16 protein-coding genes are annotated in these 19,555 nt (G+C 65.2%); 6 read left to right on the top strand and 10 right to left on the bottom strand.

From position 1 onward, the window contains the following. Positions 1–57 precede the first annotated feature (57 nt). From VRZ08_RS16155 to VRZ08_RS16125, 7 genes are all read right to left on the bottom strand, one after another. Positions 58–1,302 (bottom strand): acyl-CoA dehydrogenase, encoded by a 1,245-nt coding sequence (locus VRZ08_RS16155; protein WP_230761397.1) that lies wholly within the window; start codon positions 1,300–1,302, stop codon positions 58–60. A gap of 128 nt (positions 1,303–1,430) precedes the next feature. After that, positions 1,431–2,678 carry an acyl-CoA dehydrogenase gene (locus tag VRZ08_RS16150; protein WP_107343689.1) on the bottom strand — a complete coding sequence of 416 codons (1,248 nt, stop codon included), beginning with the start codon at positions 2,676–2,678 and terminating at the stop codon, positions 1,431–1,433. A 115-nt stretch (positions 2,679–2,793) separates the two neighbouring features. Next, entirely contained in the window at positions 2,794–3,921 is a 1,128-nt protein-coding gene (locus tag VRZ08_RS16145; protein ID WP_414533183.1) for an acyl-CoA dehydrogenase family protein, read from the bottom strand. A gap of 170 nt (positions 3,922–4,091) precedes the next feature. Beyond that, positions 4,092–5,966, bottom strand: coding sequence for an AMP-binding protein (locus tag VRZ08_RS16140; protein ID WP_414533182.1), 1,875 nt, complete (start codon positions 5,964–5,966; stop codon positions 4,092–4,094). Positions 5,967–6,016: 50 nt separating this feature from the next. Beyond that, a complete protein-coding gene (locus VRZ08_RS16135) occupies positions 6,017–6,823 on the bottom strand; it encodes an enoyl-CoA hydratase/isomerase family protein (protein ID WP_414533181.1) in 807 nt (268 codons plus the stop codon). A gap of 220 nt (positions 6,824–7,043) precedes the next feature. Then, positions 7,044–7,802 (bottom strand): SDR family NAD(P)-dependent oxidoreductase, encoded by a 759-nt coding sequence (locus VRZ08_RS16130; RefSeq protein WP_013503496.1) that lies wholly within the window; start codon positions 7,800–7,802, stop codon positions 7,044–7,046. 458 nt (positions 7,803–8,260) lie between these two features. Continuing rightward, a complete protein-coding gene (locus tag VRZ08_RS16125) occupies positions 8,261–8,938 on the bottom strand; it encodes a TetR family transcriptional regulator (protein WP_414533180.1) in 678 nt (225 codons plus the stop codon). A gap of 131 nt (positions 8,939–9,069) precedes the next feature. Here VRZ08_RS16125 and VRZ08_RS16120 point away from each other — a divergent pair, with 131 nt between their 5' ends. The 4 genes from VRZ08_RS16120 to VRZ08_RS16105 all read left to right on the top strand — a co-directional run bounded on the left by VRZ08_RS16120 (position 9,070) and on the right by VRZ08_RS16105 (position 14,872). Then, the gene (locus tag VRZ08_RS16120) at positions 9,070–10,245 is read left to right on the top strand and encodes an acetyl-CoA C-acetyltransferase (RefSeq protein WP_107343684.1); all 1,176 of its coding nucleotides are present in this window, start codon (positions 9,070–9,072) and stop codon (positions 10,243–10,245) included. A gap of 224 nt (positions 10,246–10,469) precedes the next feature. Beyond that, positions 10,470–12,026, top strand: coding sequence for an acyl-CoA synthetase (locus tag VRZ08_RS16115; RefSeq protein ID WP_414533179.1), 1,557 nt, complete (start codon positions 10,470–10,472; stop codon positions 12,024–12,026). Positions 12,027–12,130: 104 nt separating this feature from the next. Beyond that, positions 12,131–12,988 carry a hypothetical protein gene (locus VRZ08_RS16110; protein WP_414533251.1) on the top strand — a complete coding sequence of 286 codons (858 nt, stop codon included), beginning with the start codon at positions 12,131–12,133 and terminating at the stop codon, positions 12,986–12,988. A 411-nt stretch (positions 12,989–13,399) separates the two neighbouring features. Further along, a complete protein-coding gene (locus VRZ08_RS16105; RefSeq protein WP_414533178.1) occupies positions 13,400–14,872 on the top strand; it encodes an amidase in 1,473 nt (490 codons plus the stop codon). A 129-nt stretch (positions 14,873–15,001) separates the two neighbouring features. Here the strand turns inward: VRZ08_RS16105 and VRZ08_RS16100 are convergent, their stop codons facing one another. Then, positions 15,002–16,789 (bottom strand): acyl-CoA dehydrogenase family protein, encoded by a 1,788-nt coding sequence (locus VRZ08_RS16100; protein ID WP_414533177.1) that lies wholly within the window; start codon positions 16,787–16,789, stop codon positions 15,002–15,004. Positions 16,790–16,934: 145 nt separating this feature from the next. On the opposite strand from VRZ08_RS16100, the gene VRZ08_RS16095 reads away from it, so the two are divergent. Continuing rightward, positions 16,935–17,678: a sulfite exporter TauE/SafE family protein gene (locus VRZ08_RS16095; protein ID WP_414533175.1), complete on the top strand. Its 744-nt coding sequence runs from the start codon at positions 16,935–16,937 to the stop codon at positions 17,676–17,678. A gap of 121 nt (positions 17,679–17,799) precedes the next feature. Then, the gene (locus VRZ08_RS16090; RefSeq protein ID WP_264054878.1) at positions 17,800–18,288 is read left to right on the top strand and encodes a CinA family protein; all 489 of its coding nucleotides are present in this window, start codon (positions 17,800–17,802) and stop codon (positions 18,286–18,288) included. Between the two features lie 100 nt (positions 18,289–18,388). On the opposite strand, the gene crcB is transcribed toward VRZ08_RS16090, so the two are convergent. Next, a complete protein-coding gene (crcB, locus tag VRZ08_RS16085) occupies positions 18,389–18,763 on the bottom strand; it encodes a fluoride efflux transporter CrcB (protein ID WP_414533174.1) in 375 nt (124 codons plus the stop codon). 153 nt (positions 18,764–18,916) lie between these two features. Further along, entirely contained in the window at positions 18,917–19,513 is a 597-nt protein-coding gene (locus VRZ08_RS16080) for a superoxide dismutase (protein ID WP_107343674.1), read from the bottom strand. Positions 19,514–19,555 lie beyond the last annotated feature (42 nt).

Below are 19,555 nucleotides of genomic sequence, written 5' to 3'. Positions count from 1 at the left end.
CCGGGTTCGCGAGCTCACGCTCGCGCCCCGGAATGACGGTGGCAGGAGTACGCAGCCTCACCGCCCCTTGGTCGGGATCTTGTTGAACGGCACGTCCTTGTCGACCCGGATGTCACCAGGTAGGCCGAGGACGCGTTCGGCGATGATGTTGCGCAGGATCTCGTCGGTGCCGCCGGCAATGCGCATCGACGGCGAGCCGAGCAGCATCGCCTGGAAACTGCCGCCGGCTTCGGCCTCGGCCGGATCGGTGAACACGCCCGCGGCGCCTTCCAAATCCATCGCGAACGCGGCGATGTCCTGCAGCATCGGGCCGGCGACCAGCTTGCCGATCGAGTTCTCCGGACCCGGCCGCTGGCCCTTGGACAGCGCCGAAATCGAGCGATACGAGGTGTACTTCAGGCCGCTGGCCTTGACCGCCCAGTTCGCCAGCTTGCTGCGCACCGCCGGATCGTCGATCGCCGGGCCGTTCTCCGTCACCAGATCGTTGCAGAACGCGAAGATCTCCGGGAAGCCGGTAGCGAGCCGCGCGCCGATCGACATGCGCTCGTTCATCAGCGTGGTCAGCGACACGTTCCAGCCGTCGCCGACTTCGCCGAGCCGCTGGCTGTCCGGAATCCGCACGTTGGTGAAGAACACCTCGTTGAATTCCTGCATGCCGTTGGCCTGCTTGATCGGCTTCACCTCGACGCCGGGGCTCTTCATGTCCAGGAAGAACATGGTGAGGCCCTTGTGCTTGGGCACATTCGGGTCGGTGCGGGTGATGAGCAGGCCGTAATCCGAGTAGTGCGCGCCGGAGGTCCAGATCTTCTGGCCGTTGATGATCCAGTCGTCGCCGTCCTTCTCGGCGCGGGTGCGCAGACCCGCGACGTCGGAGCCGCCGGCCGGCTCGGAGAACAGCTGACACCAGATCTCTTCGCCCGAGGCGAGCTTCGGCAAATAGCGGCGCTTATGCTCCTCGGCACCGTAGGCCATCACGGTCGGGCCGCACATGCCCTCGCCGATCTGGAACGGCTGGGTCAGCTTGCCGTAGACGCCCTCTTCCTGCTGCCAGATCACCTTCTCGATCGGGGTAGCGCCGCGGCCGCCATATTCGCTCGGCCAAGTCAGGCAGGCCCAGCCGCCCTCGGCCTTCTTCTTCTGCCACGCCTTGCCGACTTCGACGATGTCGGCATTCTTCAGGCTGATGCGGCCGAGACCGGACTTGGTCAGTTCCTGTTCGTACTGCTTCGGCGCGTTGGCATCGATCCACGCGCGAGCCTTGGCGCGGAACTCGGCTTCCTGCGGGGTATCGTCGAAATTCATGGTCGATCTTTCGCTTCAGTTCAGGATGGATTCGTCATTGCGAGCGAAGCGAAGCAATCCAGGGCCACAATAGAAGACTGGATTGCTTCGTCGCTCCGCTCCTCGCAATGACGAAGATGATATGAGCACTACGCCCGCCCCTTGGTCGGGATCTGGTTGAACGGCACGTCCTTATCGACGCGGATGTCGCCGGGCAGGCCGAGCACGCGCTCGGCGATGATGTTGCGCAGGATCTCGTCGGTGCCGCCTTCGACGCGGGTCGCCGGCGAACGCAGCAGCATCGCCTGGAAACGGCCGGCGACTTCGGCATCCTCCGGCCCGCTCAGCACGCCGGCGGCGCCCTGCAGATCGAGCGCGTACATCGCGACTTCCTGGATCATCGAGCCGGCGACCAGCTTGCCGATCGAGTTCTCCGGACCGGGACGCTGCCCCTTCGACAGCGCCGAGATCGAGCGGAACGAGGTGTAGCGCAGGCCGCTGGCCTTCACCGCCCAGTTCGCCAGCTTGCTGCGCACCGCGCGATCGTCGAGCGCCGGCGCGCCATCGAGCGTCAGCGACGAGCAATAGTCGAACAGCTCCGGGAAGCCGGTCGCGACGTTGGCGCCGATCGACATGCGCTCGTTCATCAGCGTGGTCAGCGACACATTCCAGCCGTCGCCGACCGCACCGAGCCGCTGGCTGTCCGGAATCCGCACGTTGGTGAAGTACACCTCGTTGAAGTCGGAATTGCCGTTGGCCTGCTTGATCGGCCGCACCTCGACGCCGGGGCTCTTCATGTCGAGGAAGAACATCGTCAGCCCCTTGTGCTTGGGCACGGTCGGGTCGGTGCGGGTGATCAGGATGCCGTAATCCGAGTAGTGGGCGCCGGAGGTCCAGATCTTCTGGCCGTTGATGATCCAGTCATCACCGTCCTTCTCGGCGCGCGTCCGCAGGCCCGCGACGTCGGAGCCGCCGGCCGGCTCGGAGAACAGCTGGCACCACACCTTCTCGCCGGAGCCGAGCGGCGGCAGGTAGTGCCGCTTCTGCTCTTCCGACGCATAGGCCATCATGGTCGGCCCGCACATGCCCTGGCCGATGATGAACATCGCCGTCAGCTTGCCGAACACGCCCTCTTCCTGCTGCCAGATCACGCGCTCGATCGGCGAGGCGCCGCGGCCACCATATTCCTTCGGCCAATGCGGCACGGCCCAGCCGGCATCGGCCTTCTTCTTCTGCCAGGCCTTGGCGACCTCCAGAATATTTGCGCCCTTCAGCACCACCCGGCCGAGCGACGCCTTGCGCAGCTCGTCCTCGTATTGCTTCGGCGCGTTGGCGTCGATCCAGGCGCGCGCCTTGGCGCGGAATTCGGCTTCCTGCGGGGTATCGTCGAAGTTCATAACTTCATCCTCGAAATCGTCTTCGTAGGATGGGTTGAGCGCAGCGAAACCCATCATCAGACGCGAAAGAGAAGATGGGTTTCGCTGGCGCTCAACCCATCCTACGGAGCCGTTGTTACGCCGCGTTCTTCTGGCGCATCCGATCGATCAGCTGATCTTCCCAATACGACTGGCTGCCGAGGCTGAGCGCCAGCGCGTTGGAGCGGCGATAGTACAGGTGGCAGTCGAACTCCCAGGTGAAGCCCATGCCACCGTGCACCTGGATGTTCTGCTTCGCGCAGTGCTGGAACGCCTGCGTGGCACTGATCCGCGCCGCAGCGGCGGCCTCCGGCAGCTCGGCCGCGTCGGTCGAGAGCGCCCAGGCGCCGTAGTAGGAATTCGAACGCGCCAGCGTCGCCGAGACATACATGTCGGCCAGGATGTGCTTGATCGCCTGGAACGAGCCGATCGGCCGGCCAAACGCGATACGGTCGAGCGCGTAGTCGCGGCCCATTTCCAGTGCACGGTCGGCGCCGCCGACCTGCTCGAACGCGATCAGCACCGCAGCGCGGTCCATCACGCGCGACAGAATGCTCCAGCCTTCACTGGCCGCACCGAGCGGCTCGGCCTTGGCGCCGGCGAAGGTCAGCTCGGCCTGCTGGCGCGACGGATCGACGTTCTGCAGCGGCTTGGCGGTGACGCCACCGGCCTTGAGATCGACCAGGAACAGCGAGACATCGGTCTCGCGGCCGCTGTTGCCGGTGCGCGCCGCGACGATGGCGAAATCGGCGATCGCGCCGTCGGCGACCGGCTTCTTGGTGCCGGTCAGCGTGCCGTTCGACACTGCCAGCTTGACGGCGGCCGGCGACGGATTGCCGGTGCCTTCGAACAGCGCCAGCGTGCCGATCGCCTCACCCGACGAGATCTTCGGCAGCCATTTCTGCTTCTGCTCTTCCGAACCCGCCAGCAGCAGCGCCTCGGCGGCGAGATACACGGTCGACGAGAACGGCACCGGGGCGAGCGCGCGGCCGAGTTCCTCGGCGATCACACAGAGCTCGAGATGGCCCGCACCGGTCCCGCCGTATTCCTCGGGAATCGCGACGCCAAGGAAGCCCATCTCGGCGAGGCCCTTCCACAGGTCACGGTCATAGTCGGCCTTGCCTTCGAGCACGGCCCGCACCGCCTTCGGCGAGCACTTCTCGGCAAGAAACCGCCGCGCCTGATCGCGCAATTGCTTCTGGTCGTCGGAGAAATCGAAATTCATGGCGAGGTCTCGTTGTTGTTAGTTGTTAACTGATTTCTTCAGAGTTCGTCATTCCGGGGCGCGCGGAGCGCGAGCCCGGAATCCATAACCACCGCAGGGAGTATGGATTCCGGGCCTGCGCCGCTCCGCGGCGCATCCCGGAATGACGAACGATGGGTTGTTCAAATGTCTCACTGCAGCACCATCACATCCGAATCCGGATGCTCGGCATACAGCCGCTCGACCAAGGCGGCGCGGCGTTCGAGGCCGGCGCGCTGGTTGATGTAGCCCTTGTCGGTGAGTTCGTTGCCGTCGATCGACGGCGGCTCGACCATCAGCATCGCGCGGGCGATCCGCATCGAGCTGGCGCCCTCGACTTCGCGGTTGTGCTTCTGCAGCCCGGCGCGCAGCGCCGCGAGCACGTCGGGATGCTTCACGACGTCCTCGAAGCTCGCATTCGAATCGCCGATCATCACCCGGCAGGCGTTGAGGTTAGGCCAGGCCAGCAGGCCGATATAGGCGCGGTCCTGCCCAGCCACCAAGGCGTCCTGGATCACCGGGCTGGCCGCGGCGATCGCGTCGGTGCGCACGGTGCTGACGTGGACGAAGGTGCCGGTCATCAGCTTGAAGTCTTCGGCGACGCGGCCGGCGAAGATGATGCCCTTCACCGGATCGTTCGGATCGACGAAAACGCCGGCGTCACCGATCTTGTAGAAGCCCTCTTCGTCGAACGCCTTCTCGGTGAGATCCGGTTGGCCGTAGTAACCGGGCATCACGTTGACGCCGCGCAACCGCAATTCGTATTTGTCGCCGATCGGCAGCATCTTCAGTTCGACGCCCGGGAACGGCAGGCCGATCAGGCCGACGCGCTCGGTGTCCCAATAGGTGCCGGTCGAGGTCGGCGAGGTCTCGGTCGAGCCCCAGCCGGTGTAAAACACCAGCCGGTGTCCGGTGGTGCGCACCGCCAGCGCCTGCATCCGCTCGTACAGATCGTCGGGCAACCGCGCGCCGCCATAGGCCATCAGCTGCATGTCCTTGAAGAACGACCGGCACAGCGCGTCGTCCTTCTCCATCGCGCTCGCCAGCGCCGCATAGCCGGCCGGCACGTTGGCGTAGTAAGTCGGCGAGATTTCGCGCAGGTTGCGCAGCGTCTCTTCGATCTGGCCCGGCACCGGGCGACCGTCGTCGATGTACAGCGTGCCGCCTTCGATCAACAGCGGATTGAACGCCGCGTTGCCGCCCATGGTGTGATTCCACGGCATCCAGTCGAGCTGCACCGGCGGCGGGCCGTTCGGATCGCGCGGCCGCACCTGCATCATCATCGCAGCATTGGCGCACATCATCCGCTGGGTGTTGATCACCGCCTTTGGCATCCCGGTCGAGCCGGAGGTGAACAGGAATTTGGCGACGGTGTCGGGCGTGATCTGCGCGATCGACTGCGCCACCTGGTCGGTGACCGGGGTCGCCACCATGTCGTCGAACGCGATGCTGGCGATGCCGTCGGCCGGATTGGCGACGTGGATCACCTGGACGTCCTTCAGATCGAGCGCGTGCAGCGCCTTGGTGAAGGGAGTGCCTTCCTGCACCATCACGGCAGCCGGTTTCACCAGATCGAACAGGTACTTCAGCTTGAGGTGATCGTGGCTCATCAGCGAATAGGCCGGCGACACCGGCGCGGTCGGAATCCGCGCCTGCATCGCCGCCATCATGATCAGCGCGTGCTCGATCGAATTACCCGACAGCACCGTCAGCGGCCGGCCTTCCGGCAGCTTGAGGTCGAGCAGCGCCTGGGTAAGACCATCGACGATGCGCTTGGCCTCGGCGTAGCTGACCTTACGCCACTGCCGATCAGGCCCCTTGCGCTGCGCCAGCCAGATGTGATCCGGCCGCTGCTTGGCCCATTTCGCCAGCGTCATCGGCAGGTTGGGATCGTGATCCATCAGCGGGAAGCGCGACTTCATCACGATAACGCCGTCCTCGCGGCGATCGACGTCGATCTCGCGCGGCAGCCAGTTCACCTTGCGAAACGGCGGCTTGGTCATCACTGCGGCTGCGCTGGCAGTCATCTGGTGTTCTCCCGTTTTCTCGGCCTCTTGCCGGGCCAACGTTGAATTGGTCAGCGGTTGCCGTAGACCGGCTTGCGCTTCTCGAGGAACGCGGCGACGCCTTCCTTGAAATCCTCCGAGCGCGAACACAGCACCTGGTTGCGATCCTCCATCGCGATCACCTGCTCGATCGAGCCGGCGTCCACCGCCATGTTGAGGCATTCCTTCGACAGCCGCAAACCGACCGGCGACGCCGCCATCATCGCATCCACGAATGGCTGCGCCGCGGCTTCGAGCTGATCGTCTTCCACCAGTTCGGAAACGAGTCCGGTCATCAGCGCGCGCTCGGCGCCGATGAAGCGGCCGGTGAGGATCAGTTCGGACGCCACCGAGACGCCGACGAGGCGCGGCAAAAAGTAGCTAGTGCCGATATCGCAGCCGCCCAGGCCGAGCTTGATGAAGGCACAGTTCATCCGCGCGCTGCGTCCGGCGATGCGGACATCGGAAGCCAGCGCCAGTGCAAAGCCGCCGCCGGCCGCGGCGCCGCGGATCAGCGAGATGATCGGCTGCGGGCAGCGGCGCATCAGCATCACGATGTCGGCAATCCGGCGCTGCGAATCCAGCGACTCGGTGACGCCGGGCGTGGCGTTCTCACCGGCGCGGCGCGCCATTGCATGTTTGAGGTCGAGACCTGCGCAGAAATTGGCGCCCGCGCCTTTCAGCACGACGACGCGCGTCGTCCGATCGCGCTGCAGGCGGCCAAAATACGCGTTAAGCGCGTCGATCAGGCTGGGATCGAGAGCATTGAGGCTATCCGGCCGATTGAGCGTGACCCAATCGACACCCTCACGATGATCGACCAGCAAGGCCTCGGTCACGCCATCACTCCCGTCAGTTCTTGTTCTTATACGCCGCTGCTGCGACGTTTAATCGGATCGCCGTTCCGGCGATAGTCGCTCCCCTCCCAAATACAGGGAAAGAAACAATCCTGCGCTTCGAATTCCGCCGCGCGAGAGATCGTCACTATGGGACGAACTACACGCGGCGGAGATCGAAGACTCACCCTCTCCCGAAACGGAAAGGGTGAGAAGTGCGCGTTTAGCGCGGCGCCATGCGGATGGCGCCGTCGAGACGGATGGTCTCGCCGTTGAGCATCGGATTCTCGACGATCTGCACCGCGAGCGACGCATATTCCGAGGGATCGCCGAGGCGGGCCGGATGCGGCACCTGGGCGCCGAGGCTCTTGCGGGCGTCTTCCGACAGCCCCATCAGCAGCGGGGTGAGGAACAGGCCCGGCGCGATGGTCATGACGCGAATGTTCATCGACGCAAGGTCGCGCGCCACCGGCAGGGTCATGCCGACGATGCCGCCCTTCGAGGCGGAGTAAGCGGCCTGGCCGATCTGACCGTCGAACGCCGCCACCGAGGCGGTGTTGATGCAGACGCCGCGCTCTTCGCCGATGGTCGGCGCGCTCTGCATGCGCTCGGCGACGAGCCGGATGCAGTTGAAGCTGCCGATCAGATTGACGTTGATGATGCGCGAGAAGTGATCGAGCGGATAGGCGCCGTTCTTGCTGACGGTCTTCACCGCGCCGCCGATGCCGGCGCAGTTCACCAGCACGCGGACGATGCCGTGCGCGGCTTCAGCCTTGGCGATCGCCTCCTTGACCGGCGCTTCTTGCGACACGTCGCCGACGCAGGCAACGCCACCGATCTCGGCGGCGACCTTCTCGGCGTTGTCCTTGTTCATGTCGAGCACGGCGACCTTGGCGCCCTTGGCGGCCATCGCCCGCGCGGTCGCGGCGCCGAGCCCCGAACCACCGCCGGTGATGAGAACGGAGACGTCTTTCAACTGCATTGGATATCCCTTTCCTTGGGCGCTTTCTTGAAGCTTGATCTCGGACGACACCGCTCGCCGCCTTTTAAGAGCGGTCGGGCCGACGCGTCCCGCGTGGTTATTGCGCTGTTGGTCCGGGCCTTCAACAGCCCCTTGGGCGTTTCCCCGATCGTTGAGGCCGGCAAAAGGTCGCGACTTGGTCCGCTACCGATCCGGCTCGAGGTCTCTCCTTGGGTGGCGTTTCGTTGAGCTCGCGTTCCGACAGATTGCTTGGGCGTTTCCTGGCGTTTTCTTCTTATAGAGACACGAACAATTTCCCGGGGGTGCCTGAAGCTCCATTCCGCCTACCTTCTTGCGGGCAGGTTCCGTGAACTGGTCCTTGGGCGTTATTGGTTTTTGTTCGGATTTTCCTTGGCTTGTCCCGGTCTTGATTGAAAGGTCTCTGTAGTTGGGTGGGGTCGTTTCTTCTTTTTGTTAGCTCAGGATCCGGCGGCGGAAGGCTGACGCGCTCTGTTCGACAGCAACCCACCGAGGACGATCTTTTCGATATGCGCCACATAGGCGCGGCAGACTTCTTCAGTCACCGGACCGACGCCGGCCGCACGCATCATGGTCTGCCGACCGAAAAACAGATGGTCGCATGCGCCGATCAGCGTGGTGTAGAACAGCACCGGATCGACCTCGCGAAAGTCGCCGGTGGCGACACCCTCCGCCAGCAGCCGGCTATGAAAATCGAGTAGCGGCCCGACGAAGAACTTGGTGACCTCGTCGGCGGCCTCGCGATTCGAACCGTGCAGCAAGTAGTGGATCAGGCGGTTCAGATACGGAAACTGGTGATACGCCTTGATGATGCCGGCGATGTGCAGCTTCATCTTGGTGGTCGGCGACAGCGGCTGCGTCAGCAGGAAATCGAGATGCGTCATTTCGTTCGACGCATCGCGCTCGAGCAGCGCCAGAAGCAGCCCGTCCTTGTTACCGAAGTGGTACTTCACCAGCGCGGCGTTGACGCCGGACTTCTGCGCGATATCGGCCAGCGAGATCTCGACCGAGTTACGCTCGATCATCAATTCGCCGGCGGCAACCAACAGCTTCTCGGCGGTGGAGTTTTTCGCCGCCGGTACTTTAGTAGCCGCAGAATGGTTGAGATGCGCTGCCATTGCTGTCGGACTTACAGCATCGTTTGACATGGCTCAAGCGTTAATTGATCGATTGACTAAATCCTCCCCCACCACTTAAATCGCGGCGGTCCGAAACCCGTACCCAACAACCATTTTCAGGGAGAGAACACATGGCCGAGGCCTATATCGTCGCCGCTGCTCGCACTGCCGGCGGCCGCAAGGGAGGCCGTCTGGCCGGCTGGCATCCGGTCGATCTCGCCGCCTCCGTCATCAATGCGCTGGTCGACCGTTCGGGCGCCGCGCCGGATCAGATTGAAGACGTGATCATGGGCTGCGTCGGCCAGGGTGGCGAGCAGGCCGTCAATATCGGCCGCAACGCGGTGCTGGCCTCGAAGCTGCCGGAAAGCGTGCCCGGCACGTCGGTCGACCGGCAGTGCGGCTCGTCGCAGCAGGCGCTGCATTTCGCCGCACAGGCGGTGATGGCCGGCACCATGGATATCGTGATCGCCGCCGGCGTCGAATCGATGACCCGCGTACCGATGGGCTCGCCGAGCATCCTCGCCGCCAAGGCCGGGCTCGGTAACTACAAGAGCCCGAAGATGGAAGAGCGCTACCCGAACATCCAGTTCAGCCAGTTCGTCGGCGCCGAAATGGTGGCGAACAAGTACAACCTGTCGAAGGACGAGCTCGACGAGTTCGCGTTCAACAGCCATCAGCGCGCGATCGCCGCGACTCAGGCCGGGAAGTTCAAGGACGAGATCATTCCGCTCGAGATCACCCGCGCCGACGGCTCGACCGACATCCACCATATCGACGAAGGCATCCGCTTCGACGCGACGCTCGACGGCATCAAGGGCGTCAAGCTGATCAACGAGAACGGCGGCAAGCTGACCGCGGCGACCGCCAGCCAGATCTGCGACGGCGCCTCCGGCGTGGTGGTGGTCAACGAGAAGGGCCTGAAGCAGCTCGGCGTGCAGCCGCTGGCACGCGTCCACCACATGACGATGCGCGGCGGCGACCCGGTGATCATGCTGGAGGCCCCGCTGCCCGCCACCGAATACGCACTGAAGAAGGCCGGGATGAAGATCGACGACATCGATCTGTTCGAGGTCAACGAAGCGTTCGCCTCGATCCCGACCGCGTGGCTGAAGGCGACCGGCGCCGACCCGGCGCGGCTCAACGTCAACGGCGGCGCGATCGCGCTCGGCCATCCGCTCGGCGGCTCCGGCACCAAGCTGATGACCACGCTGATCCATGCGCTGAAGCAGAACAACAAGCGCTACGGCCTGCAGACGATGTGCGAAGGCGGCGGCATGGCCAACGTCACCATCGTCGAGCGGCTGTAAGGCCCGACTCCGACGCGGGGGCGGAGTCCGCGTCGCACTTCGTCCCTGATCCGCAGCGCCTGACCATCGTCAGTCGCCGAAACGAGAGACTTTCGCCGTCATTGCGAGCGAAGCGAAGCAATCCAGGCCCTTGCACCGGACTCTGGATTGCTTCGTCGCTTCGCTCCTCGCAATGACGAAGCAGAGCGGAGCCAATCCGCCGCATCACCAAAGAGGAGACTGCCATGACCCATCCGTCGATTCACGCCAAAACCAATCCCGACAAAGTCGCCTACCGGATGGCTTCGACCGGCCAGACCATCACCTATCGGCAGCTCGATGAGCGCTCCAATCAGGGCGCGCAGCTGTTCCGGTCGCTCGGGCTGAAGGCCGGCGATCACATCGCGCTACTGATGGAAAACCGGCTGGCGTTCATGGAGATCTGCTGGGCGGCGCAGCGCGCGGGGCTGTATTACACAGCGATCAGCCGTTACCTGACCAAGGACGAGATCGGCTACATCGTGCAGGACTGCGGCGCCAAGGTGGTGATCACCTCGGCCCAGGGCAGCGAGACGATGAAGTCGCTGCTGTCGGACGCGCCGGGCGCGCCGCTGTACTACATGGTCGATCCGCCGATCACCGGCTTCCGCTCGTGGGAGCAGGAAACCGCGGCACAGCCGACCACGCCGATCGCCGACGAAGTCGCCGGCTACGACATGCTGTATTCCTCGGGCACCACCGGCCGGCCGAAGGGCATCAAGCGCGAATTCGAAGGCAACGCCATCGACGTGCCGAGCCCGTTCCTGCGCCTATTGTGCGAGAAGATGTGCGGCATGAACGCCGAGAGCATCTATCTGTCGCCGGCGCCGCTGTATCACGCCGCTCCCCTGCGCTTCAACATGATGGCGACCACACTCGGCGGCACCTCGATCATCATGGAGCATTTCGACGCCGAGCAGTTCCTGGCGCTGGTCGAGAAGTACAAGGTGACGCAGTCGCAGCTGGTGCCGACGATGTTCGTGCGCATGCTGAAGCTGCCCGACGAGGTCCGCAGCCGCTATGACGTGTCGACGCTGAAGGGCGCGATCCACGCCGCTGCCCCCTGCCCGGTCGACGTCAAAGCCAAGATGATCGAGTGGTGGGGACCGATCCTGATCGAGTACTACGCCGGCTCCGAAGGCAACGGCGTCACGGTCTCGACCTCGCAGCAGTGGCTGGCGCATCGCGGCACGGTCGGCAAGGCGGTGGTCGGCACCATCAAGATCCTGGACGATGAAGGCGACGAGCAGCCGATCGGCGATATCGGCACCGTGTACTTCGCCGACGCGCCGTCGTTCAGCTATCACAACGATCCGGACAAGACCAAGAAGGCCTACAACGAGAAAGGCTGGTCGACGCTCGGCGACGTCGGTTATCTCGACGACGAGGGCTTCCTGTATCTCACCGACCGCAAGAGCTACATGATCATCTCGGGCGGCGTGAACATCTACCCGCAGGAGACCGAGGACGTGCTGCTGACCCATCCGGACGTCGCCGACGTCGCAGTGTTCGGCGTGCCGAACGCAGAGATGGGCGAAGAGGTCAAGGCGGTGGTGCAGCTCCGCGACGGCGCCGCTCCGAGCAGCGAGCGGGCGGCCGAGCTGATCGCGTTCTGCCGCGAGCGGCTGTCGCCGATCAAGTGCCCGCGCTCGGTCGACTTCGAGGCCGAGTTGCCGCGCACCCCGACCGGCAAGCTGGTGAAGCGGCACCTCAAGGACCGCTACTGGCCGTCGCAGCCGAAGGCCGCCGCCGCGACGGCCTGAGCCGCGTGGACCTTTCCACACCTCCGCCGCCTGCCGGCGGGGGTGTGACCTCTGATCCACCGCGGGCCGCCAAGAACGACTCCGCTCCGTCGTCCTGCCGCGCTATGCTGGCGGCGATGCGGCCCGGTTCTGATCCCACCTCGTCATCCACCTCGCACCGGGCCGGCGCCGCCGTCTCGGTGCTGGCGCATGTCGTGCTGGTCGGCACGGTCCTGCTGCTCGCCGAAGTGCACCCGTTCGCCGAGGTGCCGGAACAGCGGATCGAAGTCGAAGTGGTGACCGCCGACGAAGCCCCGCCGCCGGTCCCTGCGAAAGAGCCCGAGCCGAAGCCGGTCGAGCAGCCGACGCCGAATTTCGAGGTGTCGCAGACACCCAACGAGCAACCCAAGCCGCAGCAGCAGGCCCCCGCGAAACAGCAACCGCCCGAGACCAAGCCCCTCGCTCCCGCCCCTCAGCCACCGCAGCAGAGCGCCCAGGCGCCGACGCCTCCGCCGCAACCCCAGCCCGCACCGCAGCCTCAGCCGGCCCCGCAGGCAGCGGCGGCTGCGCCCTATCCGCCGGCGATTCCGCAGGAGCCGGACATCACCGTTAAATACTCGGTGGCGCTCGGGCTGCCGGCCGAAGGGGGCTTCGACGCGCCGGCCGAGACCGTCGCCAACATCAGCGCCGATGCGGTGGCAGCCCTGCGCAAGCGGCTGAAAGCCTGTGCGGCGCTGCCGGCGGGCCTGTCGCCGTCCGACAACGTCAAGATCGTGATCCGGGTGGGCCTGACGCCGGACGGCCGGCTCGCCCAGGAGCCGTTCCTGATCGAGGCCAGCGCCTCGGCCAAAGGCCCAGCGCTGATGAAGGGCGCCATCGCCGCCCTCGAAGCGTGCCAGCCCTACACCATGCTGCCAGCCGACAAGTACCGGGAATGGCGCATCCTCGACATCGGCTTCACGCCGCAGGATTTCCGGGGCTGAAGACAGTCCAGCCCGCCAAGCTTTCAACCTCCCGACATAAAGAAAGCTCCGGAACCGCCGGAGCTTTAAGTCAAGGGAGACTCGGCCCACCGCGTCGCCATATCCGAGGTGGGAATTCGCCTGCTACATCCGATCCGCCTCGCCGGCAGCGGCACGACCCCACATCGCTCTCGCCGGCTCGCATGTACGAACGGCCGATCGCTGCCCACTACTTACTACCCAGGCAGGTATGCAACAGGTAGTTCGTGGAATGATCCTTGACCGAAGTCAAGAATATCTCGTGCAGCGAAAAATTATCCGAGGCTCGCTGATGACACCCAGGAGGCAGTGCGAGGCAAGGCACTACCGCCCACCCGAGAACCGATTAAGCTCCCGCGCGCATCCCCCGCCTCGAACTCGGAGTCAGCCATCTTGCCCGCCTCATCCTGGAGCTTTGCGACCGTCACCGATCTTTCCGCCGCCCTGAGGGCCAAGCAGGTTTCTGCCGCCGAACTGGCGCAGGATGCGATCAGCCGGGTCGAGCGGCACGACGACAAGGTCAACGCGGTGTGCGTCCGCGACTTCGACCGCGCCCTGCAGAGCGCGCGGGCGGCCGATCTGGCGTTGTCGCGCGGCGGACGCGAGCCGCTCCTCGGCATTCCGATGACCGTCAAGGAGAGCTTCAACGTCGCCGGCCTGCCGACCACCTGGGGTTTCGTCGAGCAGAAGAACTTCGTCGCCGCCGCCGATGCGCTGGCGGTCGAGCGGGTCAAGGCCGCGGGCGGTGTGGTCCTCGGCAAGACCAATGTGCCGGTCGCGCTGGGAGACTGGCAAAGCTACAACGAGATCTACGGCACCACCGGGAATCCGTATGATCTCGGCCGCACGCCCGGCGGATCGTCCGGCGGCTCCTCCGCAGCGCTCGCGGCCGGCTTCGGCGCGCTGTCGCTCGGCTCGGATATCGGCGGCTCGCTGCGGGTGCCGGCACATTACTGCGGTGTCTACGCCCACAAGCCGACCTTCGGCCTGTGCCCGGCGCGCGGCCATACCCCGCCGCCGTTTCCGCCGCTGCCGTCCAATCGCGATCTGTCGGTGATCGGCCCGATGGCGCGCTCAGCCGCTGATCTGGCGCTGCTGCTCGACGTCATCGCCGGCACCGATCCGATCTTCGACGGCATCGCGTATCAGCTCGATCTGCCGGCGGCGCGGCACTCAGCGCTGAAGGACTTCCGAGTGCTGCTGCTGGATACCCATCCGTTGCTGCCGACCGGCTCCGCGGTGCACGGCGCATTGCAAACGCTGGCGGACGGCCTGACCAAGGCCAGCGTCAGCGTCACCCGCTCCTCGCCGCTGCTGCCTGATCTAGCCGAGACCTCGCGGGTCTATATGCGGATGCTGCTGTCGTTCCTCGCCGCCGGCTTCCCGCCCGACCTCTACGCCGGCGCGCAGGCGATGGCAGCCGGGCTCAGCGCCAGCGACGACAGCCTTGCCGCCGAGCGGCTGCGCGGCATCGTCCTCAGCCACCGCGACTGGGTCGCCGCCGACAGCCGCCGCACCGGCCTGCGCGCGCAATGGCGCGAGCTGTTCAAATCGTTCGATGCGGTGATCTGCCCGGTGATGCCGACCCCGGCCTATCCGCACGATCACCACGAGCCGCAGGAAGAGCGCCGCATCCTGATCGACGGCAAGGCGCATCCTTACGTCGATCAGCTGGTGTGGCCAGGCATCGCCACCCTGCCCGGCCTGCCGTCGACCGCCCTGCCGATCGCGATGTCGGACGACGGCCTGCCGATCGGCGCGCAGATCGTCGGCCCCTGGCTGGAAGACCGCACGCCGCTGAAGCTCGCCGAACTGATCGAGCGCGAATTCGGCGGCTTCAAACCGCCGAAGGCGTTCGTCGATTAGTTAAGGGCGAACGTCGCAAGCCTCGTCATTGCGAGCGAAGCAAAGCAATCCAGCTCCGAGCACAGGGCTGGATTGCTTCGTCGCTTCGCTCCTCGCAAAGACGCGCGGCGAGTTCCTATACATCAAGCCTTACGCGGTCAGCAGCGGCGCGATCTCGTCCATGCCCGCGGCCTGCTCACCCAACAGATGGTCGGCAATCGCGAGCTCGAGCTTGCCGTCCTGGTGCGCGAACGGATCGGGCTGGTGCAGGCGATGCTCGACCACGAGGCGCGACAGCAGCACCCGGCGGGCATCGCCGCGCATCGCTTCGATCTTCGCACCCTCCCAGGCGAGCGCCACCGCGCTGGCAACGTGATACAGCGTGCTGGTCGCGCGGCGAGCGTCGGCTTCGTTGTCGGAGTTCTGAGCGACCTCACGCGCAAAGCCGATAGATTTGTCGATCAGCCCGCGCAGCCGGTCGCGCCAGGCCTGCGGCACGCGCGCCGCATCGTCGAGCCGCGCATGCAGATCGGCCCCCAGCGCCGACTCCGCGCCATGCCTGCCGATCGCGCGCTTCAGCGCATCGATCGCCACGATGTTGCCGGTGCCTTCCCAGATCGAGCCGAGATGCGCGTCGCGCAGCAGCCGCGCGGTGGCGAACTCCTCGACATAGCCGATCCCACCGCGCATCTCGAGCGCATCACCGCAGACCTTGCGCGCGTCGCGGGTCGCGCGGAATTTCAGCGTGGGCGTGAGGATACGCAGCAGCGCAGCCGCGTCCTGGCTGCCGCCTTCGGCGCGGTCGAGCGCATCGGCGGTGAGGAAACTGACCGACATCCCCTGCTCGGTCGGAACCAGGATCTTCAGGAGCTGCCGGCGCGCCAGCGGCAGATCGACGATGCGGCTGCCGAACACTACGCGGTTCTTCGCCACCGTGATCGCATCGTGCCAGGCGCGCCGCATCAGCGCGGTGGACTTCACGCCGTTGGAGAGCCGCGATGAGTTCACCATCTCGGCCATCTGCACGAAGCCGCGGTCGAGCTTGCCGACAGCGTAAGCGATCGCGCCTTCGAGCTTGATCTCGCCCGACGCCATCGAGCGGGTGCCGAGTTTGTCCTTCAGCCGCACGATCCGGTAGTGATTGGGCGAGCCGTCGTCGAGGAACCGCGGCATCGCGAACAGGCCGACGCCGCGCGTGCCGGGACCGGCGCCTTCGGGACGCGCCAGCAACATCACCACCTTGGCGTCGGCGTTGGAGCAAAACCACTTCTCGCCATACAGCCGCCAATGATCGCCTTCGGGCACGGCGATCGACGTCAGCGTGCCGACGTCGGAGCCGCCTTCCTTCTCGGTCATGAACTGGCCGCCTTGGGTCAGCTTGCTCATGTCGGTCTGGGTCAGGCCGTCGAGATACTTGGCCTTCAACGTCTCGTCGCCGAACTTCGACAGCAGCTTGGCGCAGCCGTCGGTGACGTTGATCGGGCAGCCCATGCCGAATTCGGTTTCGTTGAACAGCAGCGTGAAGGCATGCTTGGCAGTGACCGGATAGACGTCCGGCCAGCCCATGATGCCCTTGCGGTGCGACAGCGCGTGAATGCCGAACTCGCCGAACGCGGCAGCCTCCAGTTCGCGATAGGCCGGGTGATACTCGACATATTGCGCGTCGCGGCCGAAGCGGTCGCGCTGATGCAGGATCGGCGTGTGGCGGTCGGCGAGCCGCGCGCATTCGTCGAGCCGGCCGCCGGCCAGCGCGCCGAGCCGGTCGAGATGCGGCTCGATGTGATCGATCAGGGATTTCGGCAGATGAATCCGCAAAAGATCGGCGAGCGACGGATCGGCGCGATAGAAGTTCAGCCCCGTGGTGTCGGGCGCGATCAGGTTCGCGGCGTTGCCGGGCTTCGCCGCAGGCGCGGCGTCTCGTTTGTTTCCTGCCAACATCTGCAACTCTTGTTTTGGTTTTCGGAGCCTTGTCCGATGCTATAAGCCCGATCGGCAGGCGGCACAAAGCAAGCTTGTATCGACACTCCTTCACGGACGCGCGACGGCTTCCGCCCGGCGGAATTGAGCAGGCGTATTGAGGCCGATGGAACTAACTACTCTCATCATCCTGATCGCCGGTGCGCTGTGTGGAGGGTTCGTCTCCGGTCTCTCAGGCTTCGGCCTGGCGCTGGTGTCGCTCGGGTTCTGGCTCTACGTCTTCCCGCCGACAATCGCGGTGCCGCTGGTGCTGCTGTGCTCGATGGTCTCTCAGGCCTCGACGATGCGGATGGTGTGGCAGCACATCGATTTCAAACTGGTGACGCCGTTCCTGATCGGCGGACTCGCCGGCGTGATCCCGGGCAGCGTGCTCGTGGCGTATGCCGATCCGTGGGGCTTCAAACTGTTCGTCGGCCTGTTTCTGCTGATCTTCCCGCCCGCGCTGTATTTCACCCCGCCGATGGCGCTGACCTTCGGCGGCCGCTGGATGGATGGCGTGATCGGCTGGATCGGCGGCGTGATGGGCGGCTTCGCCGGATTGTCCGGCCCTCCACCAATTCTGTGGGCGAGCGTCCGTGGCTGGGACAAGCATCAGCGCCGCGGCGTGTTTCAGGCATTCAACTCCACCGTGCTGATCGCTGCGCTGGCGCTGCAGACCGCGCACGGCCTCGTGACGCGCGACGTTCTCTACGCAGCCTTGCTGGCGCTGCCAGCCATCCTGCTGGGCGCCTGGCTCGGCGCGCGGACCTACCACGCGCTGAGCGACCGCTCGTTTCGCAACGTGGTGCTGGCGCTGCTGTTTCTGTCCGGCCTCAGCCTGGTGTGGAGCAGCTTCGCCGGACTGGGCTGAGCGATCGGGCCGGCTCACATTCGATTTGCCCGCCGCTACGGCTTCCGATCAAGTACAGCCGATCAGGTGTCGATTCGTCCCGCCAGAGGTGACGTGACAGGCAGCACAGAGGAGATCAGTGATGCGGGAATTGCTGCCGGCGGCAGAGAAGGTCGCGATCCGGCTGATCGCGCAGAAGCAGACCATCGCGGTGGCGGAATCCTCGACCGGCGGTCTGATCTCGGCGGCGCTGCTCGCCGTGCCCGGCGCTTCAGCGTATTTCCTTGGCTCGGCGGTGGTCTATACCCGGCAGGCGCGTCGGGTGTTGATGGACATTCCCGATGCCGAGATGAAGGTGGAGGGCGTCCGTTCGTCCTCCGAGCCTTATGCCGAACTGCTGGCGAAGCAGATCCGCTCGCGGCTTGGCACCGACTGGGCGCTGTCGGAAACCGGCGCCGCCGGCCCCTCAGGCAACCGCTATGGCGACGCCGCGGGCCACACCTGCATCGCGGTGGCCGGGCCGCGGCAGGCGGTGATGACGCTGGAGACGGAAAACGCCGACCGCGTCGACAACATGCACGTGTTCGCAGCGACCGCGCTGACGTTTCTGCTGCACACGATGTCGACCTGAGCGAGGCCTGAGCCCTCGCCTAAACGTCAGCGAATGATGGCGCTCCACATCGCTACGAGGAGCGCGGCGACGAAGTAGTCGAGCGCAATGACGGCGGGTCTTATGTGACGGCGCGGATCAGCGCCATCCCGGCGAAAAGGCCGGCGATCGCCAGCACCACCGAGCCGAGCACGTACACCACCGCAAGCCCGATCGCGCCGCGCTCATACAGCAGCGCCGCGTCGAGCGAGAATGCCGAGAAGGTGGTGTAGCCGCCGAGGATGCCCGTCATCAGGAACAGCCGGAAGTGCTGCGACGAGCCGCCCTTGAACGCCAGATAGCCGGCGATCAGCCCCATCACGATCGAGCCGGTCACGTTGATGAAGAAGGTGTGATACGGAAACGCGGTGCCGAGCAGGCGACCGCTCAGCGTGTTGATGAAGTGGCGAAACATCGCCCCGAGCCCGCCGCCCATGAACACCAGAAGATAGGCCATCCGACAATTGCTCCGTCTGCGAACGTCGCCCCGCCGCCGTTCTTGCAGCAGGAGAGGTGCGACCGCAAGCCGCATGGTCGGGCTCGATGCCAAAAGAAAAGGCGGCCGCGCCGCGACCGCCTTTCCGATTCGATTGCGAGCTTGCCGCCCTGATCAGGCCTTGGAGTACAGCTCCTCGACATACTCCCAGTTGATCAGGCTATCGACGAACGCCTTCAGGTAGTCCGGGCGACGGTTGCGATAATCGATGTAGTAGGAGTGCTCCCAGACGTCGACGCCGAGGATCGGCGTGGCGCCGTGCACCAGCGGGTTCTCGCCGTTCGGAGTCTTGGAGATTTCCAGCTTGCCGTTCTTGACCGAGAGCCAGGCCCAGCCCGAGCCGAACTGGCCGGCGCCGGCCGCAGCGAAATCGGCCTTGAACTTCTCGAAGCCGCCGAGGTCTTCGTTGATCTTCTTTTCCAGCGCGCCGGGCAGCTTGCTGCCGCCGCCATTCGGCTTCATCCACTTCCAGAAGTGGATGTGGTTGTAGTGCTGGGCGGCGTTATTGAACAACGGGGCGTTCTTGTTGAACGAGCCCTTGACCACCTCCTCGAGCGACTTGCCCTCGAATTCGGTGCCCTTCAGCAGATTGTTGCCGTTGGTGACATACGCCTGATGATGCTTGTCGTGGTGATATTCCAGGGTCTCCTTCGACATGTACGGCTGCAACGCGTCGTAGGCATACGGCAATTCGGGTAGCGTGAAGGTCATGATGCATTTCCACGGTGGTGGGAGACGTCGTCTTTAACGGGA

The organism is Rhodopseudomonas sp. G2_2311 (genome assembly GCF_047501505.1).
Lineage (GTDB): Bacteria > Pseudomonadota > Alphaproteobacteria > Rhizobiales > Xanthobacteraceae > Rhodopseudomonas > Rhodopseudomonas palustris_H.
The sequence above is the reverse complement of the archived record's forward strand: the minus strand, read 5'-3'. Positions and strand labels throughout refer to the sequence as shown.